Consider the following 23,567-nt stretch of genomic DNA (forward strand, 5'->3'; position numbering starts at 1 on the left):
CTCAGCCGGCCTGCGGGAGCTGGGCAGTGTAGGAGACCACCTCGTCGGCGACCCGGCACCCGCTGAGGTGACCGCCCGCCGCACCCAGCCCGGTCAGCCAGGCGACCTCGTCGGCCGCCGCACCGTCGACCGGGAACGGACGGACCGTCGGCTGGTAGGGCCGACCGGCGAGCGCGACCCGGGCGTCGCCCGCCTCGGCGTAGCGGGCGGTGAGCGTGTCGCCGTCACCGGCCCGCAGCGCCTCGGTCAACTCGTCGAGGTATGCGGTCACCTCGGTCAGGGCGGCCAGCACCTGGTCGCGGTTGCCGCGCAGCATGTTCGCGGTGCGCGGGGCCGGGGTGCCGGCGACCCGGGTGCCGTCCCGGAAGCTGCCGGCGGCCAGGGTGAGCACGGCGTCGCGCAGCGGCGAGCGCTGGGCGGTTCCGGCCAGGGCACCGGCGAGCAGGTGCGGCACGTGCGAGGAGAGCGCGACCACGGCGTCGTGCCGGTCCGCCGCCATCGGCACCACCCGGGCCCCGATCACCTCGGTCACCAGAGCGGCCAGCCGACGGAACGCGACCAGCCCGTCCGGCGCGGGACAGAGCACCCAGGCGGCACCCGCGAACAGCTCCGGCCGGGCCGCGCCGAGGCCGGCCCGGTCGGTGCCGGCCATCGGATGACCGGGCACGAAGCGGTGGGTCAGACCCCGGGTCGCGGCGAAGGCGGCCAGCTCGGCCTTGGTGCTGCCCACGTCGGTGAGCAGGCAGCCCGGCTCGGTCGCCGCGGCCACCTCGACCAGGGTCGCCGGCAGGGTTGGCAACGGCCCACCGAGGAACACCACGTCCCGGTCGGCCACCGCGTCGGCCAACCGGTCGGCGGTGGGTACGCCGGCCAGCCGGGCCTGGCGGCGGGTCGCGTCGTCCGGGTCCCAGCCCGTCACGTCCAGCCCGGCGGCGTGCAGCCGGAGCAGCACCGAACCGCCGATCAGGCCGGTGCCGACCACCGCCGCGCGCATCAGGGTCCGGCGAGGCGGGCGGCGACGGCGGCGACCCGCTCGTCGGACTCGGTCAGCGCCACCCGGACGTACTGCCCGGCGGTGGGCCCGTAGAAGACACCGGCGGCGACCAGGATGCCGCGCCGGGCCAACCAGTCGACCGTGTCCCAGCAGTCCTCGCCCCGGGTCAGCCAGAGATAGAGCCCCGCCTCGGAGTGCGTGACGGTGAACCCGGCCCCGGTGAACGCGGCCCGCAGGGCCTCGCGGCGTGCCCGGTACCGCTCCCGCTGAGCGGTGGCGTGCTCCTCGTCGTGCAGCGCGGCCACCATCGCCGCCTGCACCGGTTTGGGCACGATCATCCCCGCGTGCTTACGGATCTTGAGCAGCTCGGCCACCAGGGCGGGGTCACCGGCCACGAAACCCGCCCGGTATCCGGCGAGGTTGGACCGCTTGGAGAGCGAGTGCACGGCCAGCACCGAGTCGTACGAGCCGCCGCAGACCTCCGGCGAGAGCACCGAGACCGGCTCGGCCTCCCAGCCCAGCGGCAGGTAGCACTCGTCGCTGGCGACCACCGCGCCACGTTCCCGTGCCCAGTCCACCACCTTGCGCAGGTGGGCGGCGGGCAGCACCCGGCCGGTCGGGTTGCCCGGCGAGTTGACCCAGACCAGGCGTACCCGGGAGGTCGGACCGACCGCGGTCAGCGAATCGGCGCGGACCGTGGTGGCCCCGGCCAGGCGGGCCCCGTCCTCGTAGGTGGGATAGGCCACCGACGGCACCACCACGACGTCACCCGGCCCGACCCCCAGCAGGGTCGGCAACCAGGCGACCAGCTCCTTCGACCCGATCGTCGGCAGCACCCCGAGCCCGTCGACGCCGGCCCCGCAGGACCGGGCCACCCAGGCCGTGATCGCCGCACGCAGGTCCGGGGTACCGGCGGTGAGCGGATACCCCGGTGCGTCCGACGCGTCGGCCAGGGCACGCCGGATCACCTCGGGCACCGGATCGACCGGCGTACCCATGGAGAGGTTGATCAGGCCGTCCGGATGCGCCGCAGCCAGGGTCGCCGCGGCGTCCAGCGTGTCCCAGGTGAACTCGGGCAGCCGCGACGAGACCGGCGCGGGGGCGTTCAGTGCCCCTCGCCGCGCGGCGGCTGCGCGGCGACGAAGGTCGCGTCCTTCTCCACCTTGCCGATCTTGGAGGCACCCCCGGGCGAGCCCAGGTCCTCGAAGAACTCGTAGTTGGCGCCGGTGTAGTCCTTCCACTGCTCGGGGACGTCGTCCTCGTAGAAGATCGCTTCGACCGGGCACACCGGCTCACAGGCACCACAGTCGACGCACTCGTCGGGGTGGATGTAGAGCATCCGGTTGCCCTCGTAAATGCAGTCGACCGGGCATTCCTCGATGCATGCCTTGTCGAGCACATCCACGCACGGCTCGGCGATGATGTAGGTCACCGGTCTTCTCCTCCGCAAGACTCGTCGCGATCACCCGCGACGGTAAGAGCCTAGTATCTCGCCGGGGAGGAGGTCGATCGTGCTCCGAGAGCAGGATGTGGGACACCGGATCGTGGTCCGGCGAATCGTGGGGTCCCGCGCCGGTCGGCCGGTGTTCTCCGACGCCCTCGGCGAGCTGGTCGAGCTGACCGAGACCCACCTGGAGATGACCACCCGGCAGGGGCGGCTGCGCGTGCCGATCGCCGAGGTGCACCGCGCCAAGCGGGTGCCGCCGACCCGCCGACCCACCGCCGACGCCGTGATCGAGCTGGAACTCGCGGCCGACGAGGCGTGGCCGGCGCCCGTGCGCGGCCGGCTCGGCGACTGGCTGCTGCGCTCCGCCGACGGCTGGACCGGCCGGGCCAACTCCGCGCTGCCGGTCGGCGACCCGGACCGGCCGCTGCCGGCCGCGCTGGACGCGGTCGAACGCTGGTACGCCGAACGGGGCCGACCGGCGATCGTCAACACGCCGCTGCCGCTGGCCGCGCCGGTCGGCGCCGAACTCGACCTGCGCGGCTGGGAGAGTCGCCCGCTGGTGCTGGTGCAGACCGTGCCGCTGGTCGACCTCACCGCACCCGGCGGCCGGGTGGCCCGCGCCGCCACGGCCACCGCGCCCGCCGTCGAGCTGACCGCCGCGCCATCGGACGACTGGCTCACGGTGGCCGCCGGCCGCAAGGGCGGGCTGCCCGACGCCGCCCGGCACGTGCTCACCGCCGTGCGACAGGTCCGCTTCGCGCACGCGTACGACGGGGACACGCTGGTCGGGGTCGGCCGGGGCACGGTCACCGGCGCGGGCCGCTGGCTCGGACTGTCCCTGATCGAGGTGCTGCCCGAGGCCCGCCGTCGAGGGGTGGCCGTCGCCGTGATCGGCGCGCTCGCCGAGTGGGCCGGCACGGCCGGCGCCACCGACGTGTTCCTCCAGGTCGAGCAGCGCAACGCGGCTGCCGTGACGCTCTATCGCACGCTGGGCTTCACCACGCACCACACCTACCGGAGCCGGGTCGCACCGAGCTGACGGCGCGACCCGGGCCGGGCGAACCGGTCAGCGACGAACGGTGCGGCGCGGCTTGCCGGTGCCGCTCTCGGCGTACTCCTGGAGGCTCTGCGACCGGTGGTCGCGGCCGAGCGTGGTGAGCAGCAGGTAGCCCAGGATCGTGCCGACGGTGGTCGCGACGAGGTAGAGCACGACCTGCCAGAAGAAGGTGGCGCTGCCGTCGGCGAACGGGCTGCGGCCGACCAGCAGCGGTCCGACGAACATGGTCAGCGCGAGCGCGATGCCGATCGCACCGGCCACCTCGGCGCCCCACTGGGCCACCGGACGCGACCGTCCCCAGGAGTAGGCGACCCCGGCCAGGATCAACCCGATCACCGCGAACATCCCGAGGGTCACCCGGTCGGCGGCGGCCTCGTCGCCGTCGAAGCCGAACCGGATCACCAGTCGGGCGACCACGTTGACCGCGAACAACGCGATCGCGAGCACTCCGATCGCGCGCCACCGCTGCCCCATCGCACGCCTCCCGCCGTACCGCCCGCCCCGGTGGCGGGCCTCCTGGCAGGAATGTCTATCACCCGGGGTGGGGTGGCGTCAGTACCGCCTGGACGGCGGGGTCGGCGCGAGGATGGACCGGAACGCCATCACCGCGAAGGTCATCGACCCGGCCACCACCAGGATGAGCCCCACCCAGTTGCCGACCAGCAGCACGTCGCCCTCGGTGGTCCGGTCGGCGGCGGCCACCATGATCACGACCCACGGCAGCGCCGGCAGCAGCACCGCCCACCGGGACCCCACCGTCTCCATGGCGAACCAGCTCAGCGCGATGTTCGCGAGCACGGCCACCAGCACCGCCGACCCGACCAGGTGCCCGCCGACCCGCAGCGGGGCGAGCAGCAGTTCCAGCACCGCCGTCACCGCGCCGGCGGCCAGGGCGACCAGCCCGCCGAGCGCCCGCAGGCCGATGTCGACCGGCCGCCGCCAGGCCCGTGCGGGCGGTGGCGACTGCTGTTCGGGCGGGGCGACCGACATCGCGGCGGGTACGGTCACCGGAGACCGGCCGTACCGACCGGTGTGCGATCCGGGTCGTCGGCGGTCTCCAGCCCGGCGAACAGGTCCGACTCCCAGCCGTACGGGCCGCTGCCCGCCCCCTTGGCCCCCACCGCGAGGGTGAAGTACTCCACGCCCATGAACTCGGCGCCGAAGTTGCCGGCGATCGAGTAGAGCCAGGAGGTGGCCGGGATCTGGGTGGCGTGCGCCCGCATCGCCGCCTCCTTCGCGGCGTGTTGCTCGGTCGCGTCGATCCGCGCCGCGATGTCCTTGTCCGGCGTGCAGAAGGGCAGGTCGGTGGCGTTCTCGATGCCGGCGAACGGGTTGTCCGACGACTCCTCGAAGTGCGTCATCCCGGCCTCCAGGACGCTCTGCGGCATCGCCGTCCAGTAGACCTTCGCCGGGGCGATCCCCTCGGCGGCGGCCAGCTCGACGGCGCGCATCGCCACCCGGTGCGCCTGGATGTGGTCGGGGTGACCGTAGAAGCCGTTCTCGTCGTACGTGATCACCACCTGCGGGCGTACCTCCCGGACCACCTCCAGCAGGTGGCCGGCGGCCTCGTCCAGGTCGGCCCGCCAGAAGGCGCGCGGGTGGTCGTTGGTGGAAAGGCCCATCATGCCCGAGTCGCGGTAGCGTCCGGCGCCACCGAGGAAACGGTGGTCGGCCACGCCGAGCTCGGCGCAGGCGGCGGCCAGCTCGGCGATCCGGTACCCGCCGAGCTGGTCGGCCTCGGCGGCGGCGAGGCCGACCAGCTCCGGCACGTGGATCTCACCCTCCTCGCCGAGTGTGCAGGTGACCAGGGTGACGTGGGCGCCGGTGGCGGCGTAGTGCGCCATGGTCGAACCGGTGCCGATGGACTCGTCGTCGGGGTGCGCGTGGACCAGCAACAGGCGGCGGTCGGGCAGCGTCGTCACGAGGGTCACTCTAACCGGCGGTTCTCCCCGATCAGTCCTGACGCGTCCGCTCGGGTCCGGCACATCACGCTCGGCCGCCGCATACGATCTGGCCTGTGGACTTTCCCGAGCTGGCCGCCCGCACCCGCCGGTTCAGCCACGGGGCGCCACGCGCCGTCTCCGTGGCCGACGACGGGGCCCGGGTGGTCTTCCTGCGTTCCGCGGGACCGGAGGACCCGGCCGACGCGCTCTGGCAACTGGACGTGGCGAGCGGCGAGGAACGGCTGGTCGCCGACCCGGCCACGCTGCTCGGCGAGGATGCCGACCCGGCCGCGCTGAGCCCCGGCGAACGGGCCCGACGGGAACGGCTGCGGCTCTCCGCCGCCGGCATCGGCGCGTACGCCCTGGACGCCGCCGGCCGGGTGGCGGTCTTCGCGCTGGCCGGTCGACTGTTCCGGGCCGACCTGGTGCACGGCGACGTGATCGAGGTCCCGGCCGCCGGCCCGGTCCTCGACCCCCGGCCGGACCCGAGCGGCCAACGCCTCGCGTACGTCACCGACGCCGCCGAGTGGGTGCGCCGGGGCGAACTGCGGGTCGTCGACATCGACGGCACCGACACGATCCTGGCCGGCGAGGACTCCGGGGTGCTGTGGGGGCTGGCCGAGCACATCGCGGCGGAGGAGTTCGACCGGCACCGGGGCTACTGGTGGGCACCGGACGGCCGCTCGGTGCTGGCCGCCCGGGTCGACGAGTCCCGGCTGCCCCGCTGGCACCTACACGACCCGGCGCAGCCGGCGAGCCCGCCGGTCAGCGTCGCGTACCCGGTGGCCGGTGGACCCAACGCCGAGGTCAGTCTGCACCTGCTCGACCTGGACGGCGGCTGGGTGGACGTGCACTGGGACCGGGAGACCTACCCGTACCTGACCGCGGTGCACTGGGCCGAGGGCGCTCCGCTGATCACCGTGCTGCGCCGCGCGCAGCAGCACGGGCTGGTGCTCGCCGTCGACCCGCGCACCGGCGAGACCCAGGTGCACGCCGAACTGGCCGACCCGCGCTGGGTGGAGCCGATCGCCGGTACGCCCGCGCACCTGCCGGACGGGCGGGTGCTGGTCGGCGGCGAACTCGCCCACGACGGGTACGACGCACGGTGTCTCTTCGCCGACGGCACGCTGCTCACCCCGCCCTCGCTCTACGTCCGCCGGGTGGTGGGTCGGCTGGCCACCGGCACCGGACCGGCGGACCTGCTGGTCGAGGCGAGCGACGGCGAGCCGAGCGAGCAGCACCTGTTCCGGGTCCGCACCAGCATCGGCGGCGGGGTCGACGCCCGTCGACTGACCAGCGACGCGGGTTGGCACCACGGCGCGGTCGGCGGGGACGTGCTGGTCGTCGGCGTCGCCTCGCTCGACCACGCGGGCGTGCGGTGGACGGTCCGGCAGGGCGACCGCGAGGTGGCCGTGCTCCGGTCGTTGGCGGCCACCCCCCGCTACTCCCCGCTGCCGCTGCTGGAACGGGTCACCGACCGGCACCTGCCGTCGGCCGTGCTCTATCCGGACAACCACGTCACCGGCCGACGGCTGCCGGTGCTGCTGGACGTGTACGGCGGGCCGGGGCACCAGGAGGTGGTCGCCGCCCGCGCGGCCTGGCTGGAACGGCAGTGGTGGGCCGACGCCGGCTTCGCGGTGGTGGTGGTCGACAACCGGGGCACGCCCGGCATCGCGCCGTCGTTCGAGAAGGCCATCCACCGGCGGGTCGCCGACGTGATCCTGCTCGACCAGGTGGAGGCGTTGACCGCGCTCGCCGACAAGCACCCGGACCTGGACCTGTCCCGGGTCGGGGTGCGCGGCTGGTCGTTCGGCGGTTGGCTGGCCGGGTTGGCGGTGCTGCGTCACCCGGAGCTGTTCCGGTGCGGGATCGCCGGGGCGCCGGTGACCGACTGGGCCCTCTACGACACCGCGTACACCGAGCGCTATCTCGGCCTGCCCGACGACGGCCCGGACGTGTACGCCCACCACTCGCTGGTGGAGGCGGCCGCCGAGCCGCCCACCGACCCGGCGCAGGCCCGGCCGCTGCTGCTGGTGCACGGCATGGTGGACGACAACGTGGTGGCCGCGCACACGCTGCGGTTCTCGGCCGCGCTGCTGGCCGCCGGCCGACCGCACTCGGTGCTGCCGCTGACCGGGGCGACGCACATGGCCGCCGGTGGACTCGCCGAACGCCTCCTGCGCCTGGAACTCGACTTCCTCCGCACGCACCTGTCGGTGTAAGGACGGGTCCCCTGCTAACGCCTCGTGCATAGCAGGGGACCCGTCCTCACACGTCAGGGCTTGACGTGGGCGGTGACGAACGAGGGGTACCCGAACACGCTGGAGACGAAGACGCCGCCCACCTTCGAGCCGTGCACCAGGTACGCCACGTCGACGTAGAGCGGCACCACCGGCGCGTGCTCCCGCATGATCCGCTCGTCGAGCTTCGCCCACTCGGGCCCCTGCGCGGGCGGGGGCAGCGCGAGGATTCGGTCGAACTCGGCGTTGATCGCGGGATGGTGGAAGTACGACTGGTTGCTGTTGCCGGCCGCCCGAATGCTGCGGCCGTCGTAGAGCACCGGCAGGATCGACGCGCCACTGGGCCAGTCCGCCGCCCACGAGCCCAGGTACAGGTCCCAGGGGTTGTCCCGCTTCTTGATCTCGTCGAGCTTGGCGTCGTCCGGGATGGTGCGGATGACGATCCGGAACCCGGCGCGTTCCAGGTTGCCCTTGAGCTGCGTCGCCACCTGCTGTTCCTGGGCACTGTCGGCGACACCGAGGACCAGTTCCGGGCTCTGCCCGGCGAGCAGTTCCCGTGCCTTGTCCGGGTCACCGGTGGGTCCACCCGGATAGGCGTCGTACCGCCGGTGGCCGATGGTGGCCGGCGGCATCAACGTGGTGGCCGGCGACGCCACGTGCGCCCCGCCGAGCACCTTCACCACGCCCTCGCGGTCGACGGCGTAGTTGAGCGCCTGACGGACCCGCAGGTCGGTGACCCGCTGGTTGTTGATGACCAACTGGTTGGCGCTGGGCGTCGGGGACAACAGGGTCCGGGACCGCAGCGCGGCGTCACCGGCCACCCGGGACACCAGCGAGGGCGGCACGTAGTTCCAGGACAGCGCGCTGCGGTCGGCGCCGTTGTCGGCGATCACCCGGTTGGTCGCCGCGTCCGGGGACGGGCCGAAGGTCCAGACGAACCGGTCCGGGTACTGGTGGCGTACCGGGTCGGTGGCCGGGTCCCAGTGCGGGTTGCGCTCCATCACAATTTCGACGCCGGCCCGGAAGCGGGTCACCCTGTACGGCCCGGACGAGAACGGTGCGGCGCCGAGGTGGATCCCGGTGTCCCGGTCCGGCGGCAGCGGGGCGCTGCTCGGCAACGACACCGCGTACGGCAGGTCACAGCGCGCTTTGGCGAACTCGAACCGCAGCGTCCTCTCGTCCGGCGTGGTCAGGCCCGGCGGCAACGCGTACCGGCCGGGCTCGAAGCGCCACCTGGTGTCGTACTGCGGCGTGTCGGCCAGCCACTCCTGGAGGTAGGTGGGGCCGCCGGTGAGGGCCGGGTCGAACGAGCGGGCGATGCCGTACCCGATCTCCTTCGCGGTGATCGTTCGCCCGTCCTCGAACCTGACCCCGTCCTTGACGGTGAACTCCCACACCGTGCAGTCGCCGTCTACGTCGCGGCCCGGCGTCTCGGCGAGGTCACCGACCAGGACGAGGTTGCCCTGGCCGTCGTCCTTCCAGGTGGTCAACGAACGCGCGAACAGGGGTGCGGCCATCAGGCCGGCGAACGAGTACGTCCGCTGCGGGTCCAGGTGGGAGATCGGGGTCTCCCGGATGACGGTGAAGGTCCCCCCGCGTTGCGCGCCCTGGACCGCCGGGGCGGGCCCGGTCGAGTCCGCCGGATTCGTGGCGATGATCCCGGTGTGCTGCCGCCCGGTGTCCACCGACGGGCCGCCGCCGGTGTTCTCGGTGCACGCGGCCAGCGTCACCACCAGTGCGATCGCGCCGACCGCCGCGACCGCCGTACGTGCTCTCATCTGCTACCTCCTCGGTTGTGGACGGGTCCGCGTGGCGGTGGTGCACGGCTCAGCCCAGCCGGACCCGTGGGTCGATGGCCGCATAGATCAGGTCCACCAGCACGTTCGCCAGCACCACGAAGACCGCCGAGATCAACACGGTGGCCATGATCATCGGAAGGTCGCCGGCGCGGACCGCCTCGACCGCCGTCCGGCCGAGCCCGTGGATGCCGAAGGTCGTCTCGGTGATCACCGTGCCGCCGAGCGCCGCGCCCACGTCCAGGCCGGCGACGGTCACCACCGGGGTGATCGCCGCGCGGAACGCGTGCCGCCCGTACACCCGCGTCCGGCTCAGTCCCTTGGCCCGCGCGGTGCGGACGAAGTCCTCGCCCAACGTCTCCACCATCTGCGCGCGGAACAGCCGGGCATAGATCGCGGCGAACAGGAAGGCCAACGACACCCAGGCGAGCACCAGCCCACCGGCCCAGCGCACCGGATCGTCGAACGGCGACGTGTAGCCGGGCACCGGCAGCCAACCCAGCGTGTAGACGAAGACCAGCAGCAGCACCGCGCCGACGAAGTACACCTGCGTCGAGGCACCGGCCAGCGCGAAGCCGACGGCGGCCCGGTCCAGCCAGGTGCCCCGACGAAGGGCGGAGAGCATGCCCAGGCCCACCCCGAGCAGCAGCCACAGCACCACTGCCGGGACGACGATGCTCACCGTCACCGGCAGCACCCGCGCGATGGTGTCGGTCACCGCCTCGTTGTTCACGTACGACCAGCCGAGGCAGGGTGCGTCACACCGACCGCCCTGGGCGTCGCCCAGGTCGCGACCGACGAAGACGCCCTTCACGTATCCCGCGTACTGGCTGACCAGCGGGTCGCGCAGGCCCCACTCCTGCCGCACCCGCTCCAGCCGCTCCGGGTCGCAGTTCTTCGGGCACATGCCGGCGACCGGGTCGCGGGGCAGGGCGAAGAACATCAGGAACGTCAGCACGCTGACCGCGAAGAGGGTGAGCACCGCGGAGAGGACCCGCCCGACCAGGAATCTCAGCATCGCGAGGAGTTCCCCTACCGCGTCGACCTCGGGTCGAGCGCGTCACGCAGCGCGTCCCCGAACAGGTTGAAGGCGAGTACGAGCGCGAAGATCGTGACGCCCGGGAAGAAGACGAACGCCGGATCGGTCTGCAGGTAGTCCAGGCTCTGGTAGATCATCCGACCGAAGCTCGGCGTCTCCTCGGTCAGTCCCACCCCGATGAAGGACAGCGCCGCCTCACCGGTGACGAACTGCGGCACGGCGAGCGAGAACGACACCAGGATCGGCGCCCAGGTGTTCGGCAGCAACTGCCGGAACAGCATGTGCCCCAGCCCTGCCCCGCTGGCCCGGGCCGCCGCCACGAACTCCCGCTCGCGCAACGCGACCACCTGCCCGCGTACCAGTCGTGCGGTGGTGGTCCAGCCGAAGGCGGCGAAGATCCCGATCAGCATCGCCACCCCGAAGGCCGGCGGCACCGCCTCCCGTGGCCCGTAGAACCGCAGCGTCAGCGTCGGGGCCAGGGCGAGCGCGACGACCAGGAAGGGCATCGCCAGCGTCAGGTCCGTGAACCACCCGACGAGCGCGTCCGGCCACCCGCCGAGATATCCGGCGAGCGCGCCGAGCACCACGCCGACCACGGAGGTGAGCGTCGCCGCCGTGACGGCGACGAGCAGCGAGGTACGCAGGCCGTACACCAGGCGGATGAAGACGTCCCGCCCCAACCCGGGTTCCAGGCCGAAGAAGTGGTCGCCGGAGACCCCACCGGCGTAGCCGAGCGGCATCCCGTACCCGTCCAGCTTGTGCTGGAACTGGTCGCGCGGGCCGATCCCGTAGACCGACTCGATGGCCGGTGCGCCGAGCGCCACCAGCACGAACAGGACCAGCAGCGCCCCGCTGGCCAGCGCGGTGCGGTCCCGGCGCAGCCGCCACGCGGCCAACCGCCCCGGCGACCGGCCGACGATCCCCGTGGTCATGTCGCGTGGTCCGGGAAGTGGCAGGCGACGGCCTGGGGTGCGCCGTCGCGCCGGACCAGGGCCGGGTCCTCCACGGCGCAGCGGTCCCGGGCCGTGGGGCAGCGGGTGCGGAACCGGCAGCCGGAGGGCGGGTCGAGCGGTACGGGCAGCTCACCGGTGAGCCGGACACGTGCGGCCGGGCCAAGCCGGGTCGGGCCGAGACGGGTCGGGCCCAGCGCCGCCGACAGCAACGCCCGGGTGTACGGGTGCCGGGGCCGCCGGTAGACGTCGTCCCGGTCGCCGATCTCGACGATCCGGCCCAGGTACATCACCGCGACCCGTTGGCAGAGGTGCCGGACCACGGCCAGGTCGTGGGCGATGAGGACGAAGGCCAGCCCCAGCTCGCGCCGCAGGTCCCGGAGCAGGTTGACCACCTGGGCCTGAATCGACACGTCCAGCGCCGAGACCGGCTCGTCGGCGACCACCAGGCGGGGAGCGGTGGCCAGGGCTCGGGCGATGCCGACCCGCTGCCGCTGGCCGCCGGAGAACTCGTGCGGATACCGGTGGCGGTGGGCGGGGTCGAGCCCCACCAACTCCATCAGTTCGCGGACCCGGGCGTCCGTCCCGCCCGGCGGAACGATGCCGTTGACCTGCAACGGCGTCGCGATGATCCGCCCGACCGGGTGACGGGGGTTCAACGACGCGTACGGGTCCTGGAAGATGATCTGAAGTTGGGGGCGCAGCGGACGCAGATCACGTCGCGAGGCGTGGGTGATGTCCCGTCCGGCGAACTCGATGCGCCCGCCGGTCGGCTCCAGCAACCGCACCAGCATCCGACCGGTGGTCGTCTTGCCGGAGCCGGACTCGCCCACCAGGCCGAGCGTCTCGCCGGGGCGTACCTCGAAGTCCAGCCCGTCCACCGCCCGCACCACACCGGCGCGACGGAGGCCGCCGCGCACCGGGAAGTGCTTGGTCAGGCCGCGTACCCGCAGTAACGGGTCGTCGGCGGCGACAGCCCGCGTCACCGGATCGGCCCCGTCCGGACGACGTGCTCGGCGTGGCGGCGGGCGCGCTCCTCGTCGCTCAGGTGACAGGCCGACCGGTGGCCGGCGGCCTCGGGACGTGGCTCGGGCCGCTCGGTGCGGCACCGCTCGCCGACCCGCGCGGCGTAACCGCAGCGCGGGTGGAAGGGACAGCCGGGCGGCACGTCGACCAGGCTCGGCGGATGACCCGGGACGGGGGCCAGGTCCGCGTCCGCGTCGCCGTGCAACGACGGCACGCCGCCGAGCAACCCCCAGGTGTACGGGTGCCTCGGCCGGCCCAGCACCTGCTCGACGGCGCCCTGCTCGACGGCGCGGCCGGCATACATCACCAGCACCTCGTCGGCGATCTGGGCGACCATGCCGAGGTCATGGGTGATCAGAAGGATCGCGATGCCGGACTCGGCCTGAAGGTCGGCCAGCAGCTCCAGGATCTGCGCCTGCACGGTGACGTCCAGCGCGCTTGTCGGTTCGTCGGCGACGAGCAGGGCGGGCCCGTTCACCAGCGCCATCGCGATCATCGCCCGCTGCCGCATCCCGCCGGAGAACTCGTGCGGGTACTGGTCGAACCGCCGCTCCGGTTGCGCGATGCCGACCCGGTCGAGCATCTCCACCACCCGCCGCCGCGTCTCGGCGCGCCCGGCCCGGGGGTGGTGCACCCGGTACGCCTCGGCGATCTGGCGGCCCACCCGCTGGTAGGGATGTAGTGCGGAGAGCGGGTCCTGGAAGACCACCGCCATGTCCCGGCCGCGCAGCCGGCGTACCTCCGTCTCCGGACGGCCGACGAGCGGGCGCCCACCGACGGTGATCCGTCCGGTGACGGTGGACCGTCGCGGGTCGTGCAGTCCGAGGACCGCCAGCGCGGCGGCGCTCTTGCCCGCGCCGGACTCACCGACGACGGCGAGCGTGCGTCCGCGCGCGACCGAGAGGGAGACCCCGTCGACGGCGCGCACCACGCCGTCCGTGGCGGTGAAGCTGACGCGCAGGTCGTCCACTCGCAGGTAAGGGTCCACGACCGCCTCCCTCCGCATCCGCCGGAGGGAAACTACAGCAGACGTACGACAGTGAAAGTAAGCTCCACGGTCCACCGGTCCGGCAGGTGCCGTCCGTCCGACGGATGTCGGCCGGCTGGCCTAGGGTCGGTCCATGAGCGAGCACGACGGAGTGCGGGGATGACCGAGTTCGACGCGGCCGAGGTCGCCGTGCAGGCAGCGCTGGACGCGGGCGCCCGGTACGCGGACGCCCGCGTGATGCACCGGCGCTACGAGTCGATGACGGCCCGCAACGGCGAGGTGGAGGCACTGACCCAGGACGAGAGCATCGGGCTGGGCGTACGCGCGCTGGTCGGGTCGAGCTGGGGCTTCCACGCCGTACCCGACGTCTCCGACGCGACCGCCCGCGACGCCGGACGGCGGGCGGCGCGGATCGCCGCGGCGAGCGCCCGGGTGCCCGGTCCCCCGGTGGACCTGGTGCCGTCGACGCCGACGACGGCGAGCTGGGCCTCGCCCTGCGAGGTGGATCCGCTCGGCGTCTCGCTGGCCGACAAGGGCGACCTGCTGGTGGCCGCGACCCGCACGATGGCCGACCACGGCGCCGACCTGACCGAGGGCCTCTATCAGGTCTGGGACACCTCCAAGTGGTTCGTGTCCAGCGAGGGCCACCGCATCGACCAGCACATCCGGGAGTGCGGCGCGGGCATCTCGGCCACCTCCATCGGCGACGGCGAGACGCAGCGCCGGTCCTGGCCGAGCTATCGCGGGCAGTACGGCACCACCGGCTGGGAGCTGGTCGACTCGCTGGAGTTGACCGCCCACGCGGCCCGCATCGCGGAGGAGTCCCGGGCGCTGCTGACCGCGCCGCTCTGCCCGGCCGGCGAGACCGACCTGATCCTCGGCGGCGAGCAGTTGGCGCTCCAGATCCACGAGTCGGTCGGGCACGCCATCGAGCTGGACCGCATCCTCGGCTGGGAGGCGGCCTTCGCCGGCACGTCCTGGCTGGACCTCGACCTGCTCGGCTCGCTGCGGTACGGCTCCGACCTGATGAACATCACCATCGACCCGACCATCCCCGGCGCGCTGGGCAGCTTCGGCTACGACGACGAGGGCTCACCGGCGGTCCGGCGGGACGCGGTCCGCGAGGGACGGTGGGTGGGCGTGCTGGCCGGCCGGGACTCGGCCGCCGTCGCGGGTCTGGACTACGGCGGCAGCGTACGCGCCGACGGCTGGGCCCGGCTGCCGATGGTGCGGATGACCAACGTGGGCCTGGAGCCCGGCCCGCACACCCTGGAGGAGATCGTCGCCGCCACCGACGAGGGAGTGCTGATGGACATCAACCGCTCCTGGTCCATCGACGACAAGCGGCTGAACTTCCAGTTCGGCTGCGAGATCGGCTGGGAGATCCGCAACGGCCGACGCGGGCGGATGGTCCGCAACCCCACGTACACCGGCATCGGGCCGCAGTTCTGGCGCTCGATGGACATGCTCTCCTCGGAGATCGTCTCGTGGGGCACGCCGAACTGCGGCAAGGGCCAGCCGGGCCAGATCGGCCACACCGGCCATCCGGCGGCACCGGCCCGATTCCGCGGCGTCCGGGTAGGTGTGCGCGCATGAGCGAGCGCAGCGAGCGAATCGTCAGTGAGGTGGAGCTGGCCGGGCGGGTGGTGGAGCTGGTCGCCCGGCTGGGCGGGGCGGACGCCCAGGCCGAGGTGACGGTGACCCGGGGCGAGCTGGCGTTGACCCGGTTCGCCAACTCGGCGATCCACCAGAACGTCGCCGAATCCGCCGTGGAGGTCCGGCTGCGGCTGCACCTGGGTGGGCGTACCGCCACCGGGGTGGGCAGCGCGGTCAGCGCCGACGGGCTCCGCGCGCTGGTGGAGCGGGTGGTGGCGGCGACCCGCTTCACCCCGCCCGACCGGGGTTGGCCCGGTCTGACCCCGCCGACCGAGATGCCGCCACCAGCGCTCTGGGACGTCGCCACCGCCGACGCCGGCCCAGACGAGCGGGCCGCCCTGGTGCGGGCCTTCGTCGACGCGGCCGACGGGTTGGAGACGGCCGGCTACTGCCGGACCACGTCCCGGTCGGTGGCGTTCGCCAACTCCGCCGGGCACTCGGCGCAGGGCCGCACGGCCGAGGCCGCGATGGACGGGATCGCCCGGGCCGGTGGTGCGGACGGGGTGGCCAGGAACAGCGTCGAGCGGATCGCCGACCTCGACGGCGCCGCTCTCGGGCGACACGCCGCCGCGAAGGCCCGGGCGGCCGTCGACCCGATCGAGTTGGCACCGGGGCGCTACCCGGTGGTGTTGGAGCCGGCCGCGGTGGCGGACCTGCTGCAGAACCTCGCCTGGTACGGCTTCAACGGCAAGCGGTACGCCGAGCGGCAGTCGTTCGCCGAGCCCGGAGCCGCCCAGCTCGATCCGGCGGTGACGCTCGTCGACGATCCGCTCGGTGCCACCGCGTTGCCGTTCGACCTGGAGGGCACGCCGACCGGGGCGGTGACCCTGGTGGACGCGGGCACCACCACGGCGGTGGCGCACGACCGGCGCAGTGCCGCCGAGTCGGGCACCACCTCGACCGGTCACGCCGCGCCCGGCAGCGCCACCTTCGGCCCGATGCCGCGCAACCTGCGGCTGGTCCCGTCCGGGCGGGCCGAGGCGGTGGCGGCGGTCGGGGCGACGACGCCGAGCGGGGCGGTGGTGGACGCCGACACCGCGGCTCTGGTCTCCCGGATGGGACGTGGGCTGCTGGTCAGCGACCTCTGGTACACCCGGGTGCTCGATCCGAAGAGTCTCGTGGTGACCGGGCTGACCCGCAACGGACTCTGGCTGGTCGAAGACGGGCAGGTCACCCGCGCGGTCCGCGACCTGCGCTTCACCGAGTCGTATCCCCGGGCGCTGGCGCCGGGCGGGGTGCTGGAGGTGGGCCGCCGGGCGGTACGCCAGCCGGACCGGTACGACGGTGTCTGGTGGGAGGCGCCGTCGCTGCGACTGGCCGCGTGGAACTTCACCGGCGGGGCGTCCGGCTGACCAGCTCATCGACCGTTTGTCGATCTTTTTCGAACGCTCACATATTGATCATGGCGAGAGACTTTCCAAAGTTCGGGACACACGGGACACTGCCTTGCGCGGACGGCCCGCCTAGATCGGCGTAACGTGTGTCACTTAGCTGCGCCGACAAACCCGGTGCGGTCGTTGGTGTGCGCATGACGTGGCACGTGGGCGCGGGATGACCGGTCCGCCTGCCGACCGGAAGTGTTCCGCCGCCCGTGACAGGGCCCCGTCAGGGAGACGACGCGAATGACATCATCGGCAACGAAACCGAAACCGCGGGGGGCGCGGGCACGTGCCGCCATCGCGGCGAAGACGTTGCGTACGGACCGTTGGTGGCTCGCGCCACTGATCACCGTCATCGGGCTCGGTGCGTGGATCACGTACGCGACGGTCCGGGTCTTCATGCACCGGTGGTACTGGGTCGAGGAGTACCACTACCTCACCCCGTTCTACTCCCCCTGCGTGACCGACCGGTGCATTCCCGAGGCGTCGCACTTCGGGCAGTACCTGCCCGGCTGGTGGATCATCCCGGACGCCGCGTTCACCCTGCCGTTCCTGCTGCTGTTCCGGCTCACCTGCTACTACTACCGCAAGGCGTACTACCGGTCGTTCTGGCTGTCGCCGCCGGCCTGCGCGGTGCCCGACGGTCACGCCAGCTACGGCGGCGAGACCCGGTTCCCGCTGATCGTGCAGAACTCGCACCGGTACTTCTTCTACTTCGCCGCGATCATCTCGTTGATCAACACCTGGGACGCGATCGCCGCCTTCCGCAGTCCCGACGGCTTCGGCTTCGGCCTGGGCAACCTGATCCTGGTCGGCAACGTGGTGATGCTCTGGGCGTACACCATCTCCTGCCACTCCTGCCGGCACATCATCGGCGGACGGCTCAAGCACTTCTCCAAGCATCCGGTCCGCTACCGGGCCTGGGGCTTCGTCTCCTGGCTGAACGTCCGGCACATGCAGCTCGCCTGGATCACCCTCGGCACGTTGGCGCTGACCGACTTCTACGTCATGTCGATCGCCGCCGGGTGGATCTCCGACCTGCGGTTCATCAACTAAGGGCCCCCGACATGACCAATCCTCAGCACGGACCGAGCACCACCACCCGCATCGAACGACACCACTACGACGTCGTCGTGATCGGGGCCGGCGGCGCCGGCCTGCGCGCGGCGATCGAGGCGCGGCTGGCCGGCAAGAAGACCGCCATCATCTCCAAGTCGCTGTTCGGCAAGGCGCACACGGTGATGGCCGAGGGCGGCGCCGCGGCGGCCATGGGAAACGTGAACAGCCGGGACAACTGGCAGGTGCACTTCCGGGACACCATGCGCGGCGGCAAGTTCCTGAACAACTTCCGGATGGCGGAGCTGCACGCGAAGGAGTCGCCGCAGCGGATCTGGGAGTTGGAGACGTACGGGGCGCTCTTCGACCGTACGAAGGACGGCAAGATCTCGCAGCGCAACTTCGGCGGCCACGAGTACCCCCGGTTGGCACACGTCGGCGACCGGACCGGCCTGGAGCTGATTCGCACCCTCCAGCAGAAGATCGTCTCGTTGCAGCAGGAGGACAAGCGCGACCACGGCTCGTACGACGCCCGGATCAAGGTCTTCGCCGAGACCACGATCACCGAGCTGCTGCTCGACGGTGACCGGGTCTCCGGCGCGTTCGGCTACTACCGGGAGTCCGGCGAGTTCGTCCTCTTCGAGGCGCCCGCCGTGGTGCTCGCCACCGGCGGCGTCGGCCGCTCCTACAAGGTCACCTCGAACTCGTGGGAGTACACCGGGGACGGTCACGCGCTGGCGCTGCGGGCCGGGGCGACCCTGATCAACATGGAGTTCCTCCAGTTCCACCCCACCGGCATGGTCTGGCCGGTCTCGGTCAAGGGCATCCTGGTCACCGAGTCGGTACGCGGTGACGGTGGCGTGCTCAAGAACTCCGAGGGCAAGCGGTTCATGTTCAACTACGTCCCCGACGTCTTCCGCAAGCAGTACGCGGAGACCGAGGAGGAGGCGGACCGCTGGTACGACGACCCGGACAACAATCGGCGTCCGCCGGAGCTGCTACCTCGCGACGAGGTGGCCCGGGCGATCAACACCGAGGTCAAGGAGGGTCGGGGCACCCCGGCCGGTGGCGTCTATCTGGACATCGCCTCCCGGTTGCCGGCCGAGGAGATCCGTCGCCGCCTGCCGTCGATGCACCACCAGTTCAAGGGACTGGCCGACGTCGACATCACGAAGGAGCCGATGGAGGTCGGCCCGACCTGCCACTACGTGATGGGCGGCGTGGAGGTCGACCCGGACAGCGGTGCCGCGTACGGCTCGGTGCGGGGCCTCTTCGCCGCTGGTGAGGTCTCCGGCGGCATGCACGGCTCGAACCGGCTGGGCGGCAACTCCCTCTCCGACCTGCTGGTCTTCGGCAAGCGCGCGGGTGGTCACGCGGCCACCTACGTGGACCAGCTCGGCGGGCGACCCCGGGTGGCCGTGGAGGCGGTGGAGACCGCGGTGGAGACCGCCCTGGCCCCACTTCAGCGGGACACCGGCGAAAACCCGTACACCCTCCAGCAGGACCTCCAGGCGGTGATGGGCGACCTGGTCGGCATCATCCGGCGGGAGGCCGAGCTGGAGGACGCGCTGGTCCGGCTGGCCGAGCTGCGCGAGCGGGTGGCGAAGGTCAGCGCCGTCGGCGGCCGGCGTTACAACCCCGGCTGGCACCTCGCTCTGGACCTGCGCAACATGCTGGTCGTGTCGGAGTGCACCGCCAAGGCGGCGCTGGAGCGCCGGGAGTCGCGCGGCGGCCACACCCGTGAGGACCACCCGACCATGGATCCGCAGTGGCGGCGGGTCAACCTGGTCTGCTCGTTGGAGGGCGACACCGTCCGCCTGGAGCGCAAGCCGCTGCCGAAGATGCGGACCGAGCTGCTCGGCCTCTTCGACCGCACCGAGCTGGCCAAGTACCTGACCGACGAGGAGTTGGCCGAGTTCGACGCCGTCGCCGCCGCTGACACTGCCGGGAAGGAGAGCTGAGAGATGGGTACGAAGCGCAACTTCCGGATCTGGCGGGGTGACGCCGACGGGGGCGACCTGACGGACTACGCCGTGGAGGTGAACGAGGGCGAGGTGGTCCTCGACGTGCTCCACCGGTTGCAGGCGACCGACGCGCCCGACCTGGCGTGCCGGTGGAACTGCAAGGCGGGCAAGTGCGGCTCCTGTTCGATGGAGATCAACGGGATGCCGAAGCTCAGCTGCATGACCCGGATGTCGACGTTCGAGGAGAACGAGACGGTCACGGTGACGCCGCTGCGCACCTTCCCGGTGATCCGGGACCTGGTCACCGACGTGTCGTTCAACTACGAGAAGGCGCGGGAGACCCCGGCGTTCGCTCCCCCGGCCGACCTGGCCCCCGGCGACTACCGGATGCAGCAGGTCGACGTGGAGCGCTCGCAGGAGTTCCGCAAGTGCATCGAGTGCTTCCTGTGCCAGAACGTCTGCCACGTGATCCGTGACCACGACGAGAACAAGCCGGCGTTCTCCGGTCCGCGGTACTTCATCCGGGCCGCCGAACTGGACATGCACCCGCTGGACGCCAAGACCGACCGCAAGGAGTACGCGCAGGCGGAACAGGGTCTCGGATTCTGCAACATCACCAAGTGCTGCACCGAGGTCTGCCCCGAGCACATCAAGATCACCGACAATGGGATCATCCCCATGAAGGAACGGGTCGTCGACCGCAGGTACGATCCACTTGTATGGCTCGGTAGCAAGATCTTCCGGAGGGGTCAGGTGCCTCAGACCAGCGTGACCAGCGAACACACCCCGGGCGCCGTGCGCTCCAGCGCCGGCGGCCACGGCGTGCACTCGCACGCGGGCGGCTCCCACGACGCCGACGCCGAGGTGCAGGCCCAGCAGGGCGTCAACTGGCACCGTGAGGTGCCCCGGCCGACCGCCCCGGCGGTCGACGCGAGCGGCAAGCTGCCGCTGACGGAGCTCACCTTCGACCGGGCGGCAGCACCCTCGCCCTTCGGCGACGACGTGACCTTCCCGCTGCCCCCGGAGCACCTCAACTTCGCGCACCCGGAGCAGGACGACAAGAAGCACTGACACCCGTCTCGACCGGGGGGCCGCGGCATCCGCCACGGCCCCCCGGTTCGTTTCCCGCGCCCGGGCCGCGCGGATCGCCGCGTCGACGGCCGGGGCCGGAGGCGGGTCAGATCGCGTGCTCGGCGCCGACCTCGGCCGGAACGCGCTTCGCTATCCGCAGGTTCAGCTTCCACGCGGCCCGCTGGGCCAGGCTCACCGCCTCCTCGGCGCTGGCGGCGCTCGCCCGCACCTGTGCGACCCGGGAACCCGAGTCGGAGAGCAACTCCACCGGGGCACCGACCTGGACCAGCGCGGTGACCTCGACCGACGGCCCCAGGGCCTGGGCGTCCTCGACCCCGTCCAGCCCGGCGAAGATCCCCGCCTCCGGCGCGGTCACGAACCAGATCGCCTCGCTGGTGCCGCTCGGCGCGGCGTTGCGCAGCCGCTCCTGCACCGGTTCGCCGAGCACCAGGTCGATCGAGGCGGCCGACAGGTCCACCCCGCTGACGATCGACGCCATCTGCCCGATGTCGTCACCGCCGAGACGGGCGTTGACCTCCACGATCCGGGGCCCGTCCGAGGTCAGGACGACCTCGGTGTGGGCAGGCCCGTCGGTGAAGCCGAGGGCGTCGAGCATCCGCACCACGTACGAACGGACCACCTCGGCCTCCGCGTCGGGGATCTGCGCCGGCACCACGTGCCCGAGCTCGACGAACGTCTCCGGGTGGGAGAACTTCTGCGTGATCGCGAGCACCGAGGTGACTCCGTGCTGACTGATCGACTCGACGCTGAACTGCGGTCCGGACAGGAAGGGCTCCACGATCACGCGGCGGTTGGCGCGATCGGGATCGATCGGTGACTCCTGGTCGGACGCCCGTCGTAGCGCCGCTTCCAGGTCACTGTCCCGGGTCACCTTCGACACGCCCAGGCTTCCGCAACCGGCGGCCGGCTTCACAATCCAGGCGGCCTCCGGGTGCCCCGCGCCCACGATCGCGGCCAACTCGGCGGGGTTCTCCACGGTGCGTGCCCGGACCGTCTCGACGCCGGCCTCGGCCAGATGCGTGCGCATCGACTCCTTGTCCACGATGCGCCGGACCACCGAGAGCGGCGGTACGCCGGGCAGGTCGAGTGCCGTGGCGATGCGCGCCGCCAGCACGGTGAGCGGTTCACCGAGGCAGGCGACGGCGTCGAACGGGTCGACCGCGTGGATGGTCCGGACCATCTCGACGACCAGGTCGTCGGGCTCGTCACCCTGAATCGCGAGGACACGCGCGTGGTGTCCGAGGCTGCCGAACCAGGTCAGGAGTTCACGGGAGGTGACGAACGTCGTACGGGTCTCCGGACGGTGCGCCAGGAACGCGCCGTTGCCGCCACCCACCAGGAGGACATGAGAGGGTCGTCCGCTCATCACTGCTCCGCATGCTCTCGGCTACCAGGAGTCACAGTCTCCTCACTGGCACCGCGCGACACCATCGTCTGTCCATCGGTAACACGCGACGCGTACGGCGGGTTACCTGTCGGGCGTCGGCCCGTCGGGCGGGGCGCCGGCCGACTCGAGCAACGGGCGCAGTGCGGCGACGATGGGGGCGTCGGCGGGCAGCCAGGTGACGGTGTCCAGCTCGGCGGCGGAGAGCCAGCGCATCCCGGAGTGTTCCAGCGCCTGCGGTCGGTCATCGTGCAGCAGGCGGGCCGCGTACACCTTGAGCACCGCACGGCCGTGCGCCATCCGGACGCTGCGGCCGACCCGGTCGCCGATCTCGACGCGTACGCCCAGCTCCTCGGCGCACTCCCGGGCCAACGCCGCCGTCTCGCTCTCCCCCGGCTCCACCTTGCCGCCGGGGAACTCCCACATGCCGGCGACCTCGGGTGGAGCCGACCGGGCACAGGCCAGCACTCGCCCGTCCTCGATGATGGCCGCCCCGACGATCACCTTCGGGTCCCTGCGGGCCGCCTGCCCGCCACCATTAGCCCGTTCGGTCCGCACGGGCGTCCAGCGTGCCAGATCAATCGGCGGTTTGGGTAGCTTGGTCGACCGTCAGGGCAGGAATCCCAAGAAGTGTGGGCGTGGACACACCATCCGAGTGACGTAAGACTAGAGGCACCGACAAGACACGGGGCGGCGACGATTTGGCCACAAGCCGGCAACGAAGCCTGGGAGGTGCGGTGATGCGTGCGCTGTTCGGCGGTCGAGCGAAGCACGACTACCTCAGCGACGCCCTCACCCTACTCAACGGGTGGACGCGCGAGGGCGACCAGATTCGGCGCACTCTGGTCATAGACGACACGCAGCACGCGGCCCTGACCGAACGGGTCAAGGTGGTCGCGGACGCGCTGCACCTACGACCGGAGATCAGCCGACGGGCCGACCACACCCAGATCCGGGTCGGACACCACGACGAGCCCCTCACCGAGGGTGAGGTGCTGCTGGCCGCCCGGATCGAGGACGCCTACCGGGCCGTGGCGGAACCGGGCGAGGACCGCCTGGGTTGACCGGCGGCCCCCGACACCCCGCTCAGACCTCGGCATCCTGCGGGTACGCCCGCAGCTCGACCGAGTTGCCGTCCGGATCACTGACGTAGAGCGAGACGGCCTCGCCACGTGCGCCGAACCGCCCGACCGGGCCTTCCAGGATCGTGAAGACGCCGGAGTCGATCACCCGCTGCCAGTCCAGCGGTGCGACGACCAGGCAGAAATGATCGACGTTGGCACTGCCCCGGTCCCGTCGGACCAGGTCGATGATGGTTTCCGGGCTGATCCGGACGGACGGGAACGGCACCTGCCCGGCCCGCCACTGCGCGACCCGGACCGGGGCCAGACCGAGCACCCCGCAGTAGAAGTCGAGGGAGCGCTCGACGTCGGCCACGTTGAGCACCACATGGTCGAAGCCGGTGACCCGTACCTGGTGCGTGGTGGTGTCGGTCGGGGTGGAAGAAGTCGTGTTCATGCCCTTCACGATGCGCCGACCGACGAAACCGACCAAGA

Annotated in this window: 22 protein-coding genes; 8 read left to right on the forward strand and 14 right to left on the reverse strand. The window is 72.2% G+C overall.

The window, feature by feature from the left end; genetic code table 11:
* Position 1: 1 nt before the first annotated feature.
* The 3 genes from ACZ31C_RS07440 to fdxA are packed head-to-tail and all read right to left on the reverse strand — an operon-like array spanning position 2 to position 2,426.
* Positions 2-994, reverse strand: a complete 993-nt coding sequence (locus tag ACZ31C_RS07440) for a prephenate dehydrogenase (RefSeq protein WP_465794595.1) — start codon at positions 992-994, stop codon at positions 2-4.
* Positions 994-2,103 carry a succinyldiaminopimelate transaminase gene (gene dapC, locus ACZ31C_RS07445; protein ID WP_449945916.1) on the reverse strand — a complete coding sequence of 370 codons (1,110 nt, stop codon included), beginning with the start codon at positions 2,101-2,103 and terminating at the stop codon, positions 994-996. The genes ACZ31C_RS07440 and dapC overlap by 1 nt, the downstream gene beginning before the upstream one ends.
* A complete protein-coding gene (gene fdxA, locus ACZ31C_RS07450) occupies positions 2,100-2,426 on the reverse strand; it encodes a ferredoxin (RefSeq protein ID WP_007464872.1) in 327 nt (108 codons plus the stop codon). Before fdxA ends, dapC begins: the two co-directional genes overlap by 4 nt.
* Before the next feature lie 79 nt (positions 2,427-2,505).
* On the opposite strand from fdxA, the gene ACZ31C_RS07455 reads away from it, so the two are divergent.
* On the forward strand, positions 2,506-3,480 hold the full coding sequence (locus ACZ31C_RS07455) for a GNAT family N-acetyltransferase (RefSeq protein ID WP_465794596.1): 975 nt from the start codon (positions 2,506-2,508) through the stop codon (positions 3,478-3,480).
* Positions 3,481-3,507: 27 nt separating this feature from the next.
* Here the strand turns inward: ACZ31C_RS07455 and ACZ31C_RS07460 are convergent, their stop codons facing one another.
* From ACZ31C_RS07460 to mshB, 3 genes are all read right to left on the reverse strand, one after another.
* Positions 3,508-3,972, reverse strand: a complete 465-nt coding sequence (locus ACZ31C_RS07460; RefSeq protein ID WP_465794597.1) for a hypothetical protein — start codon at positions 3,970-3,972, stop codon at positions 3,508-3,510.
* Positions 3,973-4,050: 78 nt separating this feature from the next.
* Positions 4,051-4,488 (reverse strand): hypothetical protein, encoded by a 438-nt coding sequence (locus ACZ31C_RS07465; RefSeq protein WP_465795006.1) that lies wholly within the window; start codon positions 4,486-4,488, stop codon positions 4,051-4,053.
* Between the two features lie 14 nt (positions 4,489-4,502).
* Positions 4,503-5,429 (reverse strand): N-acetyl-1-D-myo-inositol-2-amino-2-deoxy-alpha-D-glucopyranoside deacetylase, encoded by a 927-nt coding sequence (mshB, locus tag ACZ31C_RS07470; protein ID WP_465794598.1) that lies wholly within the window; start codon positions 5,427-5,429, stop codon positions 4,503-4,505.
* An 86-nt stretch (positions 5,430-5,515) separates the two neighbouring features.
* Between mshB and ACZ31C_RS07475 the strand changes: the two genes are divergently transcribed.
* Positions 5,516-7,663, forward strand: a complete 2,148-nt coding sequence (locus tag ACZ31C_RS07475; RefSeq protein ID WP_465794599.1) for a S9 family peptidase — start codon at positions 5,516-5,518, stop codon at positions 7,661-7,663.
* 53 nt (positions 7,664-7,716) lie between these two features.
* Here ACZ31C_RS07475 and ACZ31C_RS07480 read toward each other — a convergent pair whose 3' ends face one another.
* Genes ACZ31C_RS07480 through ACZ31C_RS07500 form a run of 5 tightly spaced genes read right to left on the reverse strand, consistent with a single transcriptional unit; the run spans position 7,717 to position 13,480 of the window.
* Complete coding sequence (locus tag ACZ31C_RS07480; RefSeq protein WP_465794600.1) at positions 7,717-9,459, reverse strand: ABC transporter substrate-binding protein; 1,743 nt, start codon at positions 9,457-9,459, stop codon at positions 7,717-7,719.
* A 49-nt stretch (positions 9,460-9,508) separates the two neighbouring features.
* On the reverse strand, positions 9,509-10,495 hold the full coding sequence (locus ACZ31C_RS07485) for an ABC transporter permease (protein WP_465794601.1): 987 nt from the start codon (positions 10,493-10,495) through the stop codon (positions 9,509-9,511).
* Positions 10,496-10,509: 14 nt separating this feature from the next.
* Positions 10,510-11,448 (reverse strand): ABC transporter permease, encoded by a 939-nt coding sequence (locus tag ACZ31C_RS07490; protein ID WP_465794602.1) that lies wholly within the window; start codon positions 11,446-11,448, stop codon positions 10,510-10,512.
* Positions 11,445-12,452, reverse strand: coding sequence for an ABC transporter ATP-binding protein (locus ACZ31C_RS07495; protein WP_465794603.1), 1,008 nt, complete (start codon positions 12,450-12,452; stop codon positions 11,445-11,447). The genes ACZ31C_RS07490 and ACZ31C_RS07495 overlap by 4 nt, the downstream gene beginning before the upstream one ends.
* Entirely contained in the window at positions 12,449-13,480 is a 1,032-nt protein-coding gene (locus ACZ31C_RS07500) for an ABC transporter ATP-binding protein (RefSeq protein ID WP_465794604.1), read from the reverse strand. The genes ACZ31C_RS07495 and ACZ31C_RS07500 overlap by 4 nt, the downstream gene beginning before the upstream one ends.
* Before the next feature lie 159 nt (positions 13,481-13,639).
* Here ACZ31C_RS07500 and ACZ31C_RS07505 point away from each other — a divergent pair, with 159 nt between their 5' ends.
* From ACZ31C_RS07505 to ACZ31C_RS07525, 5 genes are all read left to right on the forward strand, one after another.
* Entirely contained in the window at positions 13,640-15,076 is a 1,437-nt protein-coding gene (locus ACZ31C_RS07505) for a TldD/PmbA family protein (protein ID WP_465794605.1), read from the forward strand.
* Complete coding sequence (locus ACZ31C_RS07510; protein WP_465794606.1) at positions 15,073-16,488, forward strand: TldD/PmbA family protein; 1,416 nt, start codon at positions 15,073-15,075, stop codon at positions 16,486-16,488. The genes ACZ31C_RS07505 and ACZ31C_RS07510 overlap by 4 nt, the downstream gene beginning before the upstream one ends.
* 270 nt (positions 16,489-16,758) lie before the next feature.
* Entirely contained in the window at positions 16,759-17,571 is an 813-nt protein-coding gene (locus ACZ31C_RS07515) for a hypothetical protein (protein ID WP_396744247.1), read from the forward strand.
* Between the two features lie 11 nt (positions 17,572-17,582).
* On the forward strand, positions 17,583-19,532 hold the full coding sequence (locus ACZ31C_RS07520) for a fumarate reductase/succinate dehydrogenase flavoprotein subunit (protein WP_465794607.1): 1,950 nt from the start codon (positions 17,583-17,585) through the stop codon (positions 19,530-19,532).
* Between the two features lie 3 nt (positions 19,533-19,535).
* Positions 19,536-20,606: a succinate dehydrogenase/fumarate reductase iron-sulfur subunit gene (locus tag ACZ31C_RS07525; protein WP_396744241.1), complete on the forward strand. Its 1,071-nt coding sequence runs from the start codon at positions 19,536-19,538 to the stop codon at positions 20,604-20,606.
* A gap of 106 nt (positions 20,607-20,712) precedes the next feature.
* Here the strand turns inward: ACZ31C_RS07525 and ACZ31C_RS07530 are convergent, their stop codons facing one another.
* Complete coding sequence (locus tag ACZ31C_RS07530; protein WP_465794608.1) at positions 20,713-21,993, reverse strand: ATP-grasp domain-containing protein; 1,281 nt, start codon at positions 21,991-21,993, stop codon at positions 20,713-20,715.
* A gap of 102 nt (positions 21,994-22,095) precedes the next feature.
* Entirely contained in the window at positions 22,096-22,569 is a 474-nt protein-coding gene (locus tag ACZ31C_RS07535; RefSeq protein WP_465794609.1) for a (deoxy)nucleoside triphosphate pyrophosphohydrolase, read from the reverse strand.
* Positions 22,570-22,751: 182 nt separating this feature from the next.
* Between ACZ31C_RS07535 and ACZ31C_RS07540 the strand changes: the two genes are divergently transcribed.
* Entirely contained in the window at positions 22,752-23,075 is a 324-nt protein-coding gene (locus tag ACZ31C_RS07540) for a 4a-hydroxytetrahydrobiopterin dehydratase (RefSeq protein WP_131052714.1), read from the forward strand.
* Positions 23,076-23,097: 22 nt separating this feature from the next.
* On the opposite strand, the gene ACZ31C_RS07545 is transcribed toward ACZ31C_RS07540, so the two are convergent.
* On the reverse strand, positions 23,098-23,529 hold the full coding sequence (locus ACZ31C_RS07545) for a VOC family protein (RefSeq protein ID WP_465794610.1): 432 nt from the start codon (positions 23,527-23,529) through the stop codon (positions 23,098-23,100).
* Between the last annotated feature and the right edge of the window lie 38 nt (positions 23,530-23,567).

It is taken from the genome of Micromonospora sp. NPDC023869, from assembly GCF_055559695.1.

What these genes read in the sequence shown, in the direction of transcription:
- ACZ31C_RS07440 (WP_465794595.1), bottom strand. Translation starts at nt 994, where the DNA reads ATGCGCGCGGCGGTGGTCGGCACCGGCCTGATCGGCGGTTCGGTGCTG.
- ACZ31C_RS07460 (WP_465794597.1), bottom strand. Translation starts at nt 3,972, where the DNA reads ATGGGGCAGCGGTGGCGCGCGATCGGAGTGCTCGCGATCGCGTTGTTC.
- ACZ31C_RS07465 (WP_465795006.1), bottom strand. Translation starts at nt 4,488, where the DNA reads ATGTCGGTCGCCCCGCCCGAACAGCAGTCGCCACCGCCCGCACGGGCC.
- ACZ31C_RS07480 (WP_465794600.1), bottom strand. Translation starts at nt 9,459, where the DNA reads ATGAGAGCACGTACGGCGGTCGCGGCGGTCGGCGCGATCGCACTGGTG.
- ACZ31C_RS07485 (WP_465794601.1), bottom strand. Translation starts at nt 10,495, where the DNA reads ATGCTGAGATTCCTGGTCGGGCGGGTCCTCTCCGCGGTGCTCACCCTC.
- ACZ31C_RS07490 (WP_465794602.1), bottom strand. Translation starts at nt 11,448, where the DNA reads ATGACCACGGGGATCGTCGGCCGGTCGCCGGGGCGGTTGGCCGCGTGG.
- ACZ31C_RS07505 (WP_465794605.1), top strand. Translation starts at nt 13,640, where the DNA reads ATGACCGAGTTCGACGCGGCCGAGGTCGCCGTGCAGGCAGCGCTGGAC.
- ACZ31C_RS07510 (WP_465794606.1), top strand. Translation starts at nt 15,073, where the DNA reads ATGAGCGAGCGCAGCGAGCGAATCGTCAGTGAGGTGGAGCTGGCCGGG.
- ACZ31C_RS07515 (WP_396744247.1), top strand. Translation starts at nt 16,759, where the DNA reads ATGACATCATCGGCAACGAAACCGAAACCGCGGGGGGCGCGGGCACGT.
- ACZ31C_RS07520 (WP_465794607.1), top strand. Translation starts at nt 17,583, where the DNA reads ATGACCAATCCTCAGCACGGACCGAGCACCACCACCCGCATCGAACGA.
- ACZ31C_RS07525 (WP_396744241.1), top strand. Translation starts at nt 19,536, where the DNA reads ATGGGTACGAAGCGCAACTTCCGGATCTGGCGGGGTGACGCCGACGGG.
- ACZ31C_RS07530 (WP_465794608.1), bottom strand. Translation starts at nt 21,993, where the DNA reads ATGAGCGGACGACCCTCTCATGTCCTCCTGGTGGGTGGCGGCAACGGC.
- ACZ31C_RS07540 (WP_131052714.1), top strand. Translation starts at nt 22,752, where the DNA reads ATGCGTGCGCTGTTCGGCGGTCGAGCGAAGCACGACTACCTCAGCGAC.
- ACZ31C_RS07545 (WP_465794610.1), bottom strand. Translation starts at nt 23,529, where the DNA reads ATGAACACGACTTCTTCCACCCCGACCGACACCACCACGCACCAGGTA.